Below are 15,742 nucleotides of genomic sequence, written 5' to 3' on the forward strand. Positions count from 1 at the left end.
ACCTCTTAGTCGTTGGCTGTGTGTGGTAACCACCAACCTAAGAGGTCTTCACCTATTCACGATGTAACCAACGTCCTGACTCAGTACACCTAGGGCGCTATTTGCGGCCCACGAACCAGTCCTGGAGCTTGCGCAGCCGGGACTTCAGCTGCTCCTCGTTGGCCTGGGCCACGGGAGGCCCGCCGCAGACCGTGCGCAGCTTGGTGTGCACCACCCCGTGCGGGGTCCCGGTCCGGGCAGCCCAGGCGGCCACGTTCTTGGCCAGTTCGTTGCGCAGGTCCATCAGCATGCGGTGGTCCGGAACGGCAGGAACCTGCTGGGCGTCCGCGGCCGGGGACTTCCGGTTCTTGCGGTTCAGCTGCTCATGCTGGCGCTGGCGCAGCAGCGTTCCCACCTGCTCGGCGTCCAGCAGCCCGGGGATGCCCAGGAAGTCCATTTCGTCGTCGGACCCCACCTCGCCGCCGGTGCCGAACTCGCCGCCGTCGAACAGCACCCGGTCAAAGGACGCCTGGGAGTCCAGCGCTTCAAACTTGCCCTTCGTGAGGCTGTCTGAGGCCTTCTCTTCGCGGTTGGCCTCGTCCATCAGCGAGTCTTCCGGGTTGAAGAGGCCGTCGCCGTCTTCCTTCTCGGGCCGGTCCAGCGCGTGGTCCCGCTCCATCTCCATGGAGTTGGCCAGCGCCATCAGCTGCGGCACGGACGGCAGGAACACCGACGCCGTTTCGCCCCTCTTGCGGGCACGCACGAAACGGCCCACGGCCTGGGCGAAGAACAGCGGCGTGGACGTAGACGTGGCGTAGACGCCCACGGACAACCGGGGCACGTCGACGCCTTCGGACACCATGCGGACAGCCACCATCCAGCGCTTGTCGCCGGCGGAAAATTCCTCGATCTTGCTGGACGCCTTGGCATCATCGGAGAGGATGACGGTGGGCGACTCCCCGGTGATCTTCTTCAGCTGGCCGGCGTAGGCACGGGCGTCCTCGTGGTCGGTGGCGATGACCAGGCCGCCGGCATCCGGCACGGTGCGCCGGACTTCGCTGAGCCGCCTGTCCGCGCCGGCCAGGACAGCAGGAATCCACTCCCCTGCCGGGTTCAGGGCGGTCCGCCACGCGTGGCTGGTGATGTCCTTGGTCACCGCGGCCTCACCCAGGGATGCGGCCATTTCCTCGCCCGCGCTGGTGCGCCAGCGCATCTGGCCGGAGTAGGCCATGAACATTACCGGCCGGACCACGTGGTCGCGGAGGGCGTTGCCATAGCCGTAGGTGTAGTCGGCCTTGGAGCGCCGGATGCCGTCACGGTCTTCGGCGTACTCCACGAACGGGATGGGCGAGGTGTCCGAACGGAACGGCGTACCGGTCAGGGACAGGCGGCGCACCGCGGGATCGAATGCCTCGCGCAGGCCGTCGCCCCAGGACAGGGCCTCGCCGCCGTGGTGGATCTCGTCCAGGATCACCAGGGTGCGGGCGGCCTCGGTCTTGGCGCGGTGCAGCAGGGGTTTGCTGGCCACCTGTGCGTAGGTGACGGCAACGCCAATGAAGCCGCGGCCGTGCTGGCCGTCCGAGTTCTTGAAGTTGGGGTCGATGGCGATCCCCACCTTGGCGGCGGCGTCCGCCCACTGGCGCTTCAGGTGGTCGGTGGGGGCAACAATGGTCACGCGGTTCACTGCCCCGGAGTCGATCAGCGTGGAGGCGATGCGCAGCGCGAACGTCGTCTTACCTGCACCAGGGGTTGCCACCGCAAGGAAGTCGCGGGGGCTGTTCGCAAGGTAGAGGTCAAGAGCTTCCTGTTGCCAGGCACGGAGTTTCGGGGCGGTTCCCCAGGCTGCACGTTCCGGGTAGGCCGGAGGCAGGGTGGGGCCGCCAAAGAGCGTCTCCGTCACTACTTGTTGTTGCCCGAGCCGCCCGGACCCTTCCCGCCGTCGTTGCCCGGGCGGAGGCCATCATAGACTTCCTTGCACTCGGGGCAGACAGGGAATTTCTTCGGGTCCCGGCCCGGGGTCCACACCTTGCCGCACAGGGCAATGACGGGCTCCCCGGTCATGGCGGACTCCATGATCTTTTCCTTCCGCACATAGTGCGAGAAGCGCTCCCGGTCCCCCGGCTCCACTTCCTGGCGCAGTTCCTCGCGCTCAATGGTGGCCGTGGACGTTCCAGCCCCGGAAAGCTCGCGCATCGGGTCGTTTTCGAGAGGGTCCGTCATGCTAGTCATGGCATCCATCTTAGCCGTTCCCCCGGCCGGACGTTCGACGGCGGCACGCCCGTGCCGGGGTCCCGCACTGGCCGCCGTCGTACTTTTGGACGCCCTGGCGCCGCTCCCGCAGGCGCCGTCACAGCCCCTGCCACGCGGGCTTGTTCTCGTACGTGTGGCGATAGAAATCGGCAAGTTTCAGGGCCGAGGCGGCGGCTTCGTCCAGCAGGACCGTGGCATGCGGATGGAACTGCAGCACCGACGCGGGACAGATGGCGGCCACCGGTCCCTCCACGAAATCGCGGACCGCCTGCGCCTTTTGCGCCCCCGTGGCCAGGAGGACCACGTGGCGTGCCGCCATGATGGTGCCCAGCCCCTGGGTGATGACGTGGTGCGGCACCTCGGCCAGGCTGGTGAAGAACCTGGCGTTGTCCCGGCGTGTCTGCTCGATCAGGCTCTTGATCCGCGTCCGCGACGCGAAGGAGGAGCCCGGTTCGTTGAAGCCAATGTGCCCGTCGGTGCCCACGCCCAGCAACTGAAGGTCCACGCCGCCGGCCGCAGCGATGGCCTGTTCGTACGACTCGCAGGCAGCCGGGATGTCAGTGGCGGTTCCGTCGGGGCCGTGGACGTTCTCCGGCGCGATGTTCACGCGGTCGGTGAATTCCCGGCGTATCACCTCCCGGTAGGACTCGGGGTGGCCGGCCGGCAGGCCCACGTACTCGTCCAGCGCGAACGCGGACGCCCTGCTGAAGTCCAGGCCCCGTTCATGGCGCGCGGCGAGTTCGTCATAGACGGGCAGCGGCGATGACCCCGTGGCCAGGCCAAGGACAGCGTCCGGCTTGCGGCGGACCAGGTGTTCGATGGCGTCCGCCGCGAGTCTTCCAATCTGCCTGCTGCCGCCGAGTATCACGATTTCCATGGTGTTCCCTTCCTGGAACTGTCAGCGGTTGACGGTAACCTGCGCCAGGAGTTCCGGCCCGCGGGCCTCCAGCCACCTGCCGCCCAGCCGGACGCCGGCCCCGAAAAGGACCAGGCCCAGGACGGTTCCCACCGCGAGGTTGAGCCAGCCGAACAGGATGTTGCCCGTGACCGCCTGGGCAACCAGCAGCGCGGCCTCCGGCAGGACCAGCACCATCAGGACCAGCATTCCCACGAACTGCACGGCCAGGGTCTGCCCCACGTTGCCTGGCGGTTTCTTGAACGGGCTGTCCCCCGGCAGCGGGACGGTGACGGTGTAGCGGGCCGATACCACCGAGGAAAGGCCCAGGCCGGTGAAAAGGATCCCCAGGCTGAACCCCAGCTGGCCGGGCAGTGCCGTCCAGTTACCCGTGAAGGCGGCGTAACCCACTGAGAACACCAGCACCACGGGCAGCGCAAAGGTCATGCACGCCAGTGCCCGGCCCAGCCGGTCCGCCACCCCCCTGACGCCGGTGGCCAAGTGCAGGGCAAACGCGGTGTTGTCATAGGAGACGTCGGCGGAGATGGACCAGGCCAGGATGAAGGCGGCCACGGGGGCAAGGAAAGCTAGGCTGCCGTAGCTGCCCGTCTGCGTCCCCTGGAACGCCAGGACCACCGGAAGCAGCGGGATGACCACCAGGGAACCCGAGTACCGCGGGTCCCGGAGCCAATAGGTGAGAGACCTGGCCATCACCGCACCGGCCGGGGTGGGCGGCAGCACGCCGAACAGTCCCAGCCTGCCGCCCCTGCGCTTCCCCGCGCCGGCGTACGGCGGGGTGACCAGTGCCCGTTCGAGCAGCAGCTTCCAGCACCAGGCCAGGGCGCCGAGGACCGCCACCGCTACCAGCAGTTTCACCGCGGCCTGCCCGGGCCGGCCCGACGCGACGTCGCCGCCCAGTGACCATGGCGCCCCGAGCGGAGTCCAGGACAAGGTCAGGGCGAACTCTGGCAGGAACCCCGTGGATGCCGGGATGCCGCGGCCGACCCCTGCCACGATGGGGCCCAGCAGGACCAGCGGCACCATGACCGCAATGGCGCTGATGTCCTTGAAGCGCCGGGAAGCCGCCAGGCTGGCTGTTGCGGTGGTGACCACCTTGGCCAGCACAATACAGGTCATGACACCCAGGCACGCCCCGGCCAAAGCGGCGAGCGCGGGGAGCACGCCCCGTGACCAGGTGACCACCGTGGACAGTGACACGAGCGCGGTGGCCAGGCCCGGGATGCCGATCAGGCCGCCAAGGGCAAGGCCGACAAGCAGCTGCTTCATGGGGACCGCAAAAGTGGTGAAGCGGGCCGGATCGAGGGTCATGTCCGTGGCGGAGGCCACCACCGGAACCACGGCCCAGCCCAGGACGGCGGCGGAGCCGCCCAGGACCACGGCCGTGTGGGCGGTCACCGGACCGGCGTTGCGCAGCAGGACAAGGGCGATGACCAGCGTTGCCACCACGCCCAGGGCGTAGAGCCCGGCGATGGCCATCCCCACCAGCTGCCAGGGGCTGCGGCGCAGTCCGTTGCGGAGCAGCGTGAGCTTGAGCCTTAGAAGGTGCGCAACCATTCCAGCCCCTCCGTGTGGCTGTGGCCGCCGACCAGCTGTACGAACCGGTCCTCCAGCGAGGCTCCGGCGCGCACCTCCTCCACCGTGCCCGCGGCCAGCAGCCGGCCTTTGGCCACCACCGCCACGTGGTCGCACATGCGCTGGACCAGGTCCATCACGTGGCTGGACGCGATGACCGTTCCGCCGGAGTCCACGTACCGGTCCAGGATGGAGCGGATGTTCGCTGCAGACACGGGGTCAACGGCTTCGAAGGGCTCGTCCAGGACCAGGAGCCGCGGGGCGTGGATGAGTGCAGAGGCCAGGGCAATCTTCTTGGTCATGCCCGCCGAGTAGTCCACCACCAGTGTTCCGGCGTCCTGGCTGAGGTCCATGGCAGCCAGCAGCTCCCCCACCCGCGCGGCCACCACGTTCTTGTCCATGCCGCGCAGCAATCCGGCATACGTGATCAGCTGCTCTCCGGTCAGCCGGTCGAAGAGCCGGACCCCGTCGGGCAGGATCCCCATGAGCCGCTTCGCTTCAAGGGGGTGCTGCCAGACGTCGACGCCGTGCACCACGGCGGTGCCGAAGTCCGGGCGCAGGAGGCCGGTGGCCATGGACAGTGTGGTGGTCTTGCCTGCACCATTGGGTCCCACAATGCCAAAGAATGAACCGGCCGGGACCTCCAGGCTGATACCGTGCACCGCGATCTTGCCGCCAAACCGCTTGGCCAGCCCGCGGATGGACAGGGCCGCCACGGGGCCGGGATTCGACGCCTGGTCAGGCATGGGAGCAGTCATGGTGCCAGCCTAGTCCGCGGGCCGTCGCTGCGGGGGTGCGAAACTAACCTCATGGACATTGCCCTGGGCCTGCTGGTGATCGTTGCGGTGGTGTGCGCCGGCAGCGCGGCGGGGCGGAAGCTCAATCTCCCGGTTCCGCTGCTCCTGGTCCTTGCGGGCGTGGCAGGATCCTTCCTGCCTTTCATCCCGCAGGTCGAGCTCAATCCCGAACTGGTCCTGGTTGGCCTGCTGCCCCCGCTGCTCTACGCCGCCGCGTTCCGCACATCGTTGTTCGACTTCACATCGAACCGCCGCACTATCGGGCTCCTCTCCGTGGGCTATGTCATCTTCGGCACACTGGGGGTCGGGGCGGTGGTCTGGTGGCTGTTCCCGGAAATCCCGCTGGCTGCCGCCATCGCCCTGGGTGCGGTGGTGGCTCCCCCGGACGCCGTGGCGGCCACGGCGATCGCACGGAAGGTGGGCATGCCCCGCCGGATCGTCAACATCCTCGAAGGCGAGTCACTGGTCAATGACGCCACGGCGCTGGTGTGCCTGCGCGCGGCCGTGGCCGCCATCGCCGGTTCGGTGTCAGCACTGGATGTGGCGGGCGGCTTCGTGGTGGCGGCCGGCGGCGGGCTGGCGGTGGGCCTCGCCGCCGCGTACATCCTTACCGAAATCCGGAAACGGATCAGCAACGTGGCCATCAACACCTCCACGTCGCTGATGGCCCCGTTCGTTGCCTTCCTCCCTGCCGAGGCCATCCACGCCTCCGGTGTGCTCGCCGTCGTCGTCACCGGCCTGGTGATGGGCACCAAGGCGCCGTCCATGCCCAACGGGGCCGCGCGGCAAAGCGCCCGCAGCAACTGGGACACGGTGCAGTTCCTCCTGGAGAACTCCGTGTTCCTGCTGATCGGCCTGCAGGTGCGGACCATCATCGACAGCGTCCAGGACGATTCCCTGGGCGCGGGCCGGGTATGGATTGGCTGCGCCGTGATCCTGGTGGCCGTGCTGGTGCTCCGGCCCATCTGGGTCTTTCCCGCCACATACCTCCCCCGCCTGATTCCTTCCGTGCAGCGCAAGGACCCCGCACCGCCTTGGCAGTTTCCCGCCATCGTGTCCTGGGCGGGCATGCGCGGCGTCGTCACGCTGGCCGCCGTGCTCACGCTGCCCGATGACCTGGAACACCGCAACGTCCTGGTCCTGGCCGCCATGGTGGTGGTGGCCGGCACCCTGGTGCTGCAGGGCTTTACGTTGCCGGCCCTGGTCCGCGCCCTGGGTTTGCCCGGGCCGGACCGGCGCGAGGATGCGCTGAACCAGGCCTCACTGATGCAGCTGGCCACCACTGCGGGCATGGAGCGCCTGGAGAAGCTCCGGCGGGACAGCGATCCACCTGAAGTCATGGACATGCTGCGGCGGCGGACCCAGGAGCGGGGACTGGCAGCCTGGGAACGCCTGGGCAGGCCAGCGGCAGAGGCAGCCACCCCGAGCCAGCGGTACGCCCAGCTGCGGATGGCCATGCTGGAAGCCGAACGGGAAAAAGTCCTGGAACTCCGGCGCGGCGGGGACTTCGCCCATGAGGTCCTCAGCGAAGTCCTGGAGCGGCTGGATGTGGAAGAGTCCATGCTCGATGCTTCCCTCAACGAACTCGACTCCGCTGCCGGCGGCGGTGGCGGTGAAGGGCTCTCCCAGCCGGGCGGCGTCTGCGACCACCTGACGGCGGCCATGCCGGCACCGCTTCCCGACAACCCGGCCTGTGCAGGCTGCGAACGGGAGGGCACCACACCGGTGCACCTGCGCATGTGCCTTGCCTGCGGACACGTTGGCTGCTGCGACTCCTCGGCGGGACGTCACGCCAGCCGCCACTTCAAGGAAACCGGCCACCCCGTCATGCGCAGCATCGAACCCGGCGAAGAATGGCGCTGGTGCTACGTGGACGACCTGCTCGGCTGACGGCCGGCCTTCACGGCGCCTTGCGGATCCGGATCGGCCCCTTTGCCGTGGCGGGATCGACGACGGAGCCGCCCTGGGTGATGTGGACCTGGCCGGCGTCAACCAGGCGCCGCGCAGCTTCGCGGGCCGGCTCCATGAGGTGCCGCCAATCGTCGCCGCCCACCGCCCTGGCGGCATCGGACGGGCAGATGGTGGACGTTGCCGCCCGGGAAGCGAGCAGTTCCAGGATTTTCGCTTCCAGTTGCCGCCCAACCGGGATGTCAGGGCCGTCCCCGGCAGAGTCTGCCATGCCTGGCTCCGTCTTCACGGGATGGGGCTTAGAAGGTCCGCCGCGGGATGGCCCGCTCGTACTGGGGCGGCCAGGCCATGTCGTGGCCCAGTTCGAACGCGGCCCGGAGCCACCAGTGGGGATCGCGCAGCGCGGCCCGGGCAATGAAGACGCCGTCGGCCTGGCCGGTGGCGATCGCGTGCTCCGCCTGTCCCGGCGTGGTGACCAGGCCCACCGTGCCGGTGGCGATTCCGGCCTCCGAGCGGATGGCGGCGGAAAACCCGGTCTGGTAGCCCAGGCCCGGCTTGATCTGCTGGTGGGCCACCGCCCCGCCGCTGGAAACATCCACCAGGTCCACGCCACGGCCGGCCGCCTGGCGGGCCAGGCGGACCGAGGCTTCCTGGTCCACGCCGCCCGGCGCCCAGTCGGTGGCCGAGATCCGGAGCAGCAGGGGCATGGAATCGGGAATCACGGCGCGGACCGCGTCAACCACGGCCAGCACTAGCCGGTTGCGTCCGGCCTCGTCCCCGCCCCACTCATCGTCACGCTCGTTGATCAGCGGGCTCTGGAACTGGTGCAGGAGGTAGCCATGTGCCCCGTGGATCTCCATGGTGTCGAAGCCCGCGGCCACCGCGCGTTCAGCGGCTGCGGCAAAATCGGCGATGACGCCGTGGATTTGTTCCACCGTCATGGCAGCTGGCGCCTCGTAGCCCTCGAACGAGGTAGTGGACGGACCAACGGTGTCCCACCCGCCTTCGGCGGCGGGAACACTGCCGTGCCGGCCGGAGAAAGGCCAGAACGTGGACGCTTTCCGGCCCGCGTGGGCCAACTGCACGCCGATTTTGGTGCCGGCAGTACCGTTCCGGTGGACGAAGGAAATGATCCGCTGCCAGGCCTCCGCCTGCTCGTCGTTGTACAGGCCGGCATCCCGGGGGCTGATCCGGCCCTCGGCGTTCACGGCCGCAGCTTCCGTAAGGATCATCGCCGCGCCGCCCACGGCAAAGCCGCCCAGGTGCACCAGGTGCCAGTCGTTCGGAACCCCCGGGGCGTCGTCGGGATCGCAGCTGTACTGGCACATGGGCGACACCCAGCCCCGGTGCTGCAGCTCCATGGACCGCAGCGCCAGCGGCTGGAACAGGGCCGGCACTAGAACAGCACCCGGGCCAGCGCCTGGCGCGCCTTGGCCACGCGCCCGTCACCGGCGCCCACCACCTCGAACAGTTCCAGCAGCCGGACCCGTGCGGTCTCACGCTCCGGACCGAAATTCCTGCCGATGAAGGCCACCAGCCGGTTCAGTGCGTCCTCCACGTGGCCGCCGGCCACGTCCAGGTCCGCCACCCCAAGCTGGGCTTCCAGGTTGTCCGGCTCGTTCGCCGCCAGCGTGCGCAGCGCTTCGCTGTCCTGGGCAGACACGGACTGCAGCCGGTCCATCAGCTCCACCTGGGCCAGGCCGGCCTTGGCTTCATGGTCCGACGGCATTTCCTTCAGCGCCTGGCGGTAGGCCTCAGCCGCGGCGGCGTAATCCCCGGCTTCGATCGCGTCGTACGCCGCCTGGTGCAGCGGCGGCAGCGGTGCCGGCTCCTGCTCAGCGGCGCCGCCGGCGTCAAGGCTTCCTGTGACGCCGTTGGCTGCGGCCACCTTGAGGAGTTCGTCGAAGAGGCTGCGCACCTGCTGCTCCTCCGCAGACCCCTGGAAGAGCGGTACCGGCTGCCCCTTCAGGACGGCGACGGCGGTGGGGACGGCCTGCACCTGGAAGGCCTGGGCAAGCTGCGGGAAAGCTTCGATGTCGGCGGCGCCCAGGACTAGGCGGCCGCCGTAGCTGGCCACGATGCGGTCGAGGGTCTCCACCATCCTGCCGGACTCCGGCGAGTAGGAAGCCCAGAGCGCGAACACCACCGGAACCTGTGCGGACAGTTCCACCAGCTGCTGGAAGTTTGCTTCGGTGACGTTGACCTTGAGCTCGGGTCCGCCTGCCGCCGCGCCCGGCTGACCTTCCTGCGCCTCCCCTGCCGGCGGCCCGGACGGGGAGGTGCCGGAGGGAGCTGCGGGGCGCTTCAGTGAGGAAAGGTCGACGGCGCCGCGCAGGTTAAGCAGGTTGGCAGCGGCAGGAGGGACTGGGCGGGAAGCTGGCGAACTCATGTTTCCCACTCTAGCCACTCCGGCCGCTGCCGGTGGTAATGCAGTCAGGCGCTACTTGAAGCTGGCGCCCACCAGGCCGCGGGTGGCGGCAACGAGCTTCATCGGGTCCGTCGATCCTGCCGGCGGCACGTAGACAGCCATCGATTCGGCGAAGTTCAAGACCATGCCCGTGGTGGTTTCCTTGCCACCGGCCAGGGCTGCGGCATCGTCACCGATGCTGAGCTTGTCGCCGGCAGCCTTCGGGGTGCCTTCGAAGCCGAAGTTGATCCGGCCCAGGACCAGGGCCCCGCCGTCGGAGGTCCGGAACACAACGGTGCTCTCGGGGACCACCTTGTGGGTGAAGGAGAAGTTGCCGTTCTCGCCGGCCTTGACCACCTCTGCCTGGTAGGACAGGGTGTCGGCGATGTACGGCGAGGAGTCGCCCTCGACCAGCTTGTCCTTGAACGGCGAGTCCGCGGACGTGAGCCTGTCGGCCAGGCCGGACATTGCTTCCTCGCCACTGTAGAGCAGCCCGGACTTGTCCGACGCGGCCAGGGTGTCGGTGCCGCCCCGGCTGATGTTCGGGAACGTGGTTCCCGGCTGCAGGGGCGTGGTTTCCATGAGCTTGTAGTTCTCGCGGGGCGACTGCTGGACCAGCGTCAGGATCTGCGGGACAACGTTGCCTTCGCCCTGGGTCACGGCCAGCACCGAACGCGGCCAGTCACGGTCGCTGGTGACCACCGTGGTCAGCAGCTTGGTGGAGCGCACGGGCATGCGCGGCTCGTAGGAGCCCACCTGGGAGCGGATCTTGTAGTTCTGGGTGCGGATTTCCAGTTCGGGGCCGGCAACGCGGTCCGCGAGCTTGGCGGCGTCCTTGGCCGCGTCCCCTGCATCGGTGGCGCTGGAGACCTGCTCCAGGATCCGGCGGAACTGTGCGTCCAGCAGGACAGGCGATCCTGCTGCTTCCTTGGCCGGCGATGAGGCACTGCCGGAAGGCTGGGGGCTGGGGCTGGCAGCCTGGGCGGCCGTGCCCGATGCGGCCAGCACTGCTGCTGCCACACCGGCTGCCACCATGGTGACCTTGGAGGACGACGACGGGTCCTGGTTCTGCGTCTTCCGGGCACGGGCGCGGGCAGCGAAGCCGGAGTCGCCGCCGTTGTCGCCTTCACCGTTTTTCCGGCGGGCGGAGAGCAGCGCCAGGACGATTCCGCCCACGATCAGAAGGCTGCCCAGGACCATCAGCGGAACAGCCCAGGGAGTGGACGTGTCGTTCGGGAACGTCATGGACACGGTCGCCGGTGCCGGCTTCGTGCCGTCGGAGGCAAGCAGGAGGCTCCAGTCGCCGTCGGCGGGCGGTGTCCAGGTGTATTCAAGCTCGCCGCTGGCGTTCTCGTTGGACACCCAGAGGTCCGAACCGGCCGGGTTCGGTGCCGTGCCTTCGCCGTCGGCGTGCTCAACCTGGAGCGACTTTTCGTCCTCGGACACCCCGGTGATGGTGTTGTGGGCTGTCTTGCCCACCCAGGCAGCCACGTCATCCGGCCGGCCGGAGGCCAGCATGAAATTTCCGTCGCCCTGGACGTTGATCTTGACCGTCCCGCCGTGCAGGGTGCGCAGCTTCTGGTCAATAACGGTCAGCGGCGCCGCTGCGGCATCGGCCGGCGCGGACGCGGTGAACGTCTCGGAGGGAGCCCAGATGGTTCTCTGGCCGATACCGGCCAAAAGTGTCAGGAGGCCGAGCAGCACAAGTGCGGCTGCAGTCTTTAAACGCAAGGGAAACACCTATCATCAGCGGGGGTTTGCCTTCAATAGTAACCTTTTTGTTACCAGAGCCCCCTTTTTTGCCCTTCCGCCCCGGCCCGGCCAGCCAGCGTGCGGCGCCTTCGGCTCGTGGTGACAAGCCTGCTGATAGTGTTTGCGATGATCATCACACCGGCCCGCGCAGGCGGTGCCACGCACGGAACAGGCCCCCAAAACCATTGACTGACAAGACGGACCCGTCCTCGGCTGCAGCCGGAAATCCAGGGGATCCCAGGGGCCCGGTTCCTGCCGCCGTTCCTCCGCTCGGCATGGCAGCACGCCGCGGGGGTTCAGCCGCTGCGGCCCTTGGCCATGTGGTCCGCCGGCTTCGCCAGCCATTGCCCGGCGCCCAGCCCAGGCTTCGGTTCGAGATGCCACCGGAATACACCGGACAGGCCCCGGAAGCGGACCACGACGGCGACGAGGAGCCGCAGTTCGGCCACCCCGGACCGCGCATGTCCCCCCAGCACCCGTTGTACATGGGCTTCATGGGCACCGTGGGCGTGGGACTGGCGCTGCTGGTCTACTGGATCGGTTCCCACACCACGCAGCTGCTGCTGTGGATCGTGGCCGCGCTGTTCATCGCCCTGGGCCTGGAACCGGTGGTGGGCTGGCTCGAAAACCGGAAGATCCCCCGGCCTGCCGGCATCCTGGTCTCCGTGGCAGTCCTGATGGGCGCTGTGGTCGGATTCTTTGCCACCCTCATTCCCACCATCGTTGAACAGGTCTCCGAAATCGTGCGGCAGGCGCCGGACTGGGTGCGCAACTTCATGGATTCGGATTTCTTCCGCAGTGTTGACGACCAGTTCGGCGTGCGCGACCGGATCACCGAGGAACTGAACAAGTTCGTCAACGACCCCGCCGCGATGGGCGGCATTTTCGGCGGTGTGCTGGGCTTCGGATCCACCGTGGCCAACAGCCTCTTCGGCGCCCTGATCGTCCTGGTCCTGAGCCTGTACTTCCTGGCAGCGCTGCCCGCCATGAAGAAGTGGGGCTACCGCCTGGCCCCGCGCTCCCGGCGGAAGCGGGTGGCCGCCCTCTCGGAGGAGATCACGCGGTCGGTGGGAAACTACGTGATCGGCCAGGCATGCGTGGCCCTGCTCAACGCCACCTTCGCGTTCGTGGTGATGTCAATCGTGGGCATTCCGTTCGCCCTGCTCCTGGCATTCGTGGTGGTCCTGCTGGCCTTCATCCCCCTGGTGGGCGGGATGATCGCGGGCATCGTGGTAACCCTGGTGTCCCTCACCGAGGGCTGGCAGGCGGCGGCCATCTATGCCATCTGCTACTTCGCATACCTGCAGTTCGAGGCGTACTTCATTTCACCGCGCATCATGCAGAAGGCCGTTGCAGTGCCGGGTGCCGTGGCGGTGATTTCCGTCATCGCCGGCGGCAGCCTGCTGGGTGTCCTGGGGGCCTTGATCGCCATCCCCACGGCCGCCGCCGTGCTGCTGCTGGTCCGGGAGATCTACATCGTCCGGCAGGACCAGCACTAGCGCTGCGGGAAGCCTAGGCTCCGGCAGTCGCCGCCGGACCGTCCCATTCCTGCGGCAGCTCCGCACGGTCGGGGTCATGACTGACCTGGGCCACAATGTCGTTCAGCACCCGGGCCGCGTACTTCTCCCCCACCCACAGGTGCTTGGCCCCGGCCACGCCCACCACGCGGGCCTGCGGCACCAGGCTGAAGCGTTCGGCGGCCTCGGCCGGCTGCAGGAAGTCGTCATGTTCCGGCACCAGGACGGTGAGGGGCTTGCCTGATTCCGCCCACATCTGCAGGTGCTTGTCCGTGGCGCGGTGCAGCGGGGGCGAGAGCAGCACCGCACCCTCAATCTGTCCGGCCACCGGTTCCACGGCGCCGTACATCAGCGCCAGCTCGGTCCCGAACGACCAGCCCACCAGCCACCGGTTGGGCAGGCCCCGTTCCACGGCGAAGCGGACGGCTGCCTCCACGTCGTAGCGCTCGCCCACTCCCTCCTCGAAGGCGCCGCTGCTGGTGCCGCGCGGTGAGGCGGTGCCCCGGGTGTTGAAGCGCAGCACCGCGATGCCGGCCAGCGCCGGAAGCCGGTAGGAGGCCTTCCGGTAAACGTGGGAATCCATGAAGCCGCCGTGCGTGGGCAGCGGGTGGAGGGTGATCAGCGTGGCCTTGACCGGACCCGACTCGGGCAGCGCCAGCTCCCCCACCAGCGTGTGGCCGTCCTCTGTCAGCAGCTCGATGTTCTCGCGCCGGGCAGGCAGGACAGTGGAGGCACGGATGGGAGCGGGGCCCTGGGTCGGGCTGAATTCGTACGACGCCGGATCAAAAGTCATGCCTGCCAGCTTAGCGACAGCGGAGGTTCTTCTGCCGCGCCGGGGTCAGCGGTAGCGGTAGCTGCGCGTCATCCAGCAATTGGTGTGCCAGTGCCGCCGTTCCGCCAGGCCGGCGGCAGCTCCAAAGAGATGGTCGTCCTTCCACACCACCAGGTGGGCGATCCCGGGCAGCACCGCGGTGGAGCATTCGGGGCAGATGTATGTCTTCTCGGCATTTTTGGCGGTCATGGTGCGGACCATCCACTCGCCGTCGGGCGCGCTTTCCCGGCGGGCGATTCCGGCCCGGGCACGCTCAAGGTCCAGTTCGGGAACGTCCGCACTGCCCTTCCGGCCTGCGCCCCGGCCGGAAACAGGGCCCTTGCCGGAGGCGGGACGGCGGGGACGGTTGGAACGCGGCATGCCTCCATTCTGCCCCGGCCGGTTGCCGCGCCTTACCGTGGTGCCCCCGCCCGTGGCTTCCTGCCGTCCCGCCCGGCCGCCCGGCGTCGACCATGGCCTGCCGCAGCCCACGCGATAGTCTGTACGGCGTGCGACTCGTCATAGCCCATTGCTCCGTTGATTACGTTGGCCGCCTCAAGGCCCATCTCCCCCTCGCCACCCGGCTCCTGCTGGTGAAGGCGGACGGCTCCGTGCTGGTGCACTCCGACGGCGGTTCCTACAAGCCGCTGAACTGGATGAGCCCGCCGGCAACCCTGCGCGTTACGTCCCCGGACGAGGTGGACCTCGAGCTGGGCGTAGTGGAGCAGTGGACCGTGCAGTCGGCCAAGACCGATGACCGGCTCATCATCAACATCCACGAGAAGGTCAGCGAGTCCTCCCACGATCTGGGCGTGGACCCGGGGCTGATCAAGGACGGCGTGGAAGCGGACCTGCAGCGGTTGCTGGCCGACCAGATCGAAACGCTGGGCCAGGGCTACTCCCTGATCAGGCGCGAGTACTTCACGGCGATCGGACCCGTGGACATCCTGGCCCGGGACGCCGATGGTGCCACGGTGGCCATTGAACTCAAGCGCCGCGGGGACATCGACGGCGTGGAGCAGCTGACCAGGTACCTGGAACTGCTCAACCGCGATCCCCTGCTGGCACCTGTCCGCGGGATCTTTGCAGCCCAGCAGATCAAGCCGCAGGCGAAGGTACTGGCCAACGACCGCGGGATCGACTGCGTCACCCTTGACTATGACGCCATGCGCGGGGTCGACGACAGCGAATCCCGGCTCTTCTAGAATTCCCTTTGTTGCTTCGGGCACCTAATTGGCGCCTTTCCAGATGGCCTTCCCTGTCACCTGTTTTTTACCTAAATTTTTTCCTTTTTACTGTTCGGGCCGTTGACCTGCGGGAACGGGCATGAAATTCTTATCTCAGTCTTTGTGTAGGTGTTTTTCATGCTCGCAAGACATGTTGCGAGCGCGAAGCTCCTGCAGCGCCGGACCTGTCCCAGGCAAGGCAATCCAGGATTCTTCTCGCGGAGTGACCAAGGTCGGCACGAGGTGTGCCGGGCTTAAAAAGTTCCACAATGAGGAGAAATAAATGGCACAGGGAACCGTCAAGTGGTTCAACGCTGAAAAGGGCTTCGGCTTCATCACCCCGGACGACTCCGATGGCGATGTCTTCGTTCACTACTCCGAGATCCAGACCGGTGGCTTCAAGACCCTCGACGAGAACCAGCGCGTTCAGTTCGAAATCGGCCAGGGTGCCAAGGGCCCCCAGGCCACCGGCGTAACGCTGGTCTAGTACCGCCCGGCCGCCTGGCGCGGCTGTCAGCAAAAACAAATGATCCCCGGCGCAATTGCCCGGGGATCATTTGTTTTTGAAAATATGCGCCGCAAATATGACTTTATCGTTGAGCGGCGT

Annotated in this window: 15 protein-coding genes; 4 read left to right on the forward strand and 11 right to left on the reverse strand. The window is 67.8% G+C overall.

Going from position 1 to position 15,742, the window contains the following annotated elements:
- Positions 1-97: 97 nt before the first annotated feature.
- The 5 genes from AB0280_RS07250 to AB0280_RS07270 form a co-directional block, all read right to left on the reverse strand.
- Positions 98-1,879, reverse strand: a complete 1,782-nt coding sequence (locus tag AB0280_RS07250; RefSeq protein ID WP_159631665.1) for a DEAD/DEAH box helicase — start codon at positions 1,877-1,879, stop codon at positions 98-100.
- Entirely contained in the window at positions 1,879-2,217 is a 339-nt protein-coding gene (locus AB0280_RS07255; protein ID WP_159631664.1) for a DUF3039 domain-containing protein, read from the reverse strand. The genes AB0280_RS07250 and AB0280_RS07255 overlap by 1 nt, the downstream gene beginning before the upstream one ends.
- Positions 2,218-2,326: 109 nt before the next feature.
- Positions 2,327-3,106, reverse strand: coding sequence for a glucosamine-6-phosphate deaminase (gene nagB, locus AB0280_RS07260; protein WP_275181274.1), 780 nt, complete (start codon positions 3,104-3,106; stop codon positions 2,327-2,329).
- Positions 3,107-3,127: 21 nt separating this feature from the next.
- A complete protein-coding gene (locus AB0280_RS07265; RefSeq protein WP_366366678.1) occupies positions 3,128-4,699 on the reverse strand; it encodes a transporter in 1,572 nt (523 codons plus the stop codon).
- A complete protein-coding gene (locus AB0280_RS07270; protein ID WP_366366680.1) occupies positions 4,681-5,475 on the reverse strand; it encodes an ABC transporter ATP-binding protein in 795 nt (264 codons plus the stop codon). The genes AB0280_RS07265 and AB0280_RS07270 overlap by 19 nt, the downstream gene beginning before the upstream one ends.
- 51 nt (positions 5,476-5,526) lie before the next feature.
- Here AB0280_RS07270 and AB0280_RS07275 point away from each other — a divergent pair, with 51 nt between their 5' ends.
- The gene (locus AB0280_RS07275) at positions 5,527-7,404 is read left to right on the forward strand and encodes a Na+/H+ antiporter (RefSeq protein WP_366366682.1); all 1,878 of its coding nucleotides are present in this window, start codon (positions 5,527-5,529) and stop codon (positions 7,402-7,404) included.
- Between the two features lie 10 nt (positions 7,405-7,414).
- On the opposite strand, the gene AB0280_RS07280 is transcribed toward AB0280_RS07275, so the two are convergent.
- The 4 genes from AB0280_RS07280 to AB0280_RS07295 are packed head-to-tail and all read right to left on the reverse strand — an operon-like array spanning position 7,415 to position 11,533.
- Positions 7,415-7,693: a DUF3253 domain-containing protein gene (locus AB0280_RS07280; protein WP_224026460.1), complete on the reverse strand. Its 279-nt coding sequence runs from the start codon at positions 7,691-7,693 to the stop codon at positions 7,415-7,417.
- 28 nt (positions 7,694-7,721) lie between these two features.
- The gene (locus AB0280_RS07285; protein ID WP_366366685.1) at positions 7,722-8,819 is read right to left on the reverse strand and encodes an NADH:flavin oxidoreductase/NADH oxidase; all 1,098 of its coding nucleotides are present in this window, start codon (positions 8,817-8,819) and stop codon (positions 7,722-7,724) included.
- Positions 8,819-9,811: a tetratricopeptide repeat protein gene (locus AB0280_RS07290; RefSeq protein WP_366366687.1), complete on the reverse strand. Its 993-nt coding sequence runs from the start codon at positions 9,809-9,811 to the stop codon at positions 8,819-8,821. The genes AB0280_RS07285 and AB0280_RS07290 overlap by 1 nt, the downstream gene beginning before the upstream one ends.
- 51 nt (positions 9,812-9,862) lie before the next feature.
- Complete coding sequence (locus tag AB0280_RS07295; protein WP_224027172.1) at positions 9,863-11,533, reverse strand: hypothetical protein; 1,671 nt, start codon at positions 11,531-11,533, stop codon at positions 9,863-9,865.
- Positions 11,534-11,766: 233 nt separating this feature from the next.
- On the opposite strand from AB0280_RS07295, the gene AB0280_RS07300 reads away from it, so the two are divergent.
- On the forward strand, positions 11,767-13,080 hold the full coding sequence (locus AB0280_RS07300) for an AI-2E family transporter (RefSeq protein WP_159631656.1): 1,314 nt from the start codon (positions 11,767-11,769) through the stop codon (positions 13,078-13,080).
- Between the two features lie 13 nt (positions 13,081-13,093).
- Here the strand turns inward: AB0280_RS07300 and AB0280_RS07305 are convergent, their stop codons facing one another.
- Both AB0280_RS07305 and AB0280_RS07310 read right to left on the reverse strand, forming a co-directional pair.
- A complete protein-coding gene (locus AB0280_RS07305; RefSeq protein WP_366366689.1) occupies positions 13,094-13,891 on the reverse strand; it encodes an alpha/beta hydrolase in 798 nt (265 codons plus the stop codon).
- A 45-nt stretch (positions 13,892-13,936) separates the two neighbouring features.
- On the reverse strand, positions 13,937-14,290 hold the full coding sequence (locus tag AB0280_RS07310; protein ID WP_159631654.1) for an ATP/GTP-binding protein: 354 nt from the start codon (positions 14,288-14,290) through the stop codon (positions 13,937-13,939).
- Between the two features lie 128 nt (positions 14,291-14,418).
- Here AB0280_RS07310 and nucS point away from each other — a divergent pair, with 128 nt between their 5' ends.
- Both nucS and AB0280_RS07320 read left to right on the forward strand, forming a co-directional pair.
- Entirely contained in the window at positions 14,419-15,114 is a 696-nt protein-coding gene (nucS, locus tag AB0280_RS07315; protein WP_159631653.1) for an endonuclease NucS, read from the forward strand.
- 304 nt (positions 15,115-15,418) lie between these two features.
- Positions 15,419-15,622: a cold-shock protein gene (locus AB0280_RS07320; RefSeq protein ID WP_011692441.1), complete on the forward strand. Its 204-nt coding sequence runs from the start codon at positions 15,419-15,421 to the stop codon at positions 15,620-15,622.
- The last annotated feature ends 120 nt before the right edge of the window (positions 15,623-15,742 follow it).

This window comes from Pseudarthrobacter sp. 902506025, assembly GCF_040702325.1.
GTDB lineage: Bacteria > Actinomycetota > Actinomycetes > Actinomycetales > Micrococcaceae > Arthrobacter.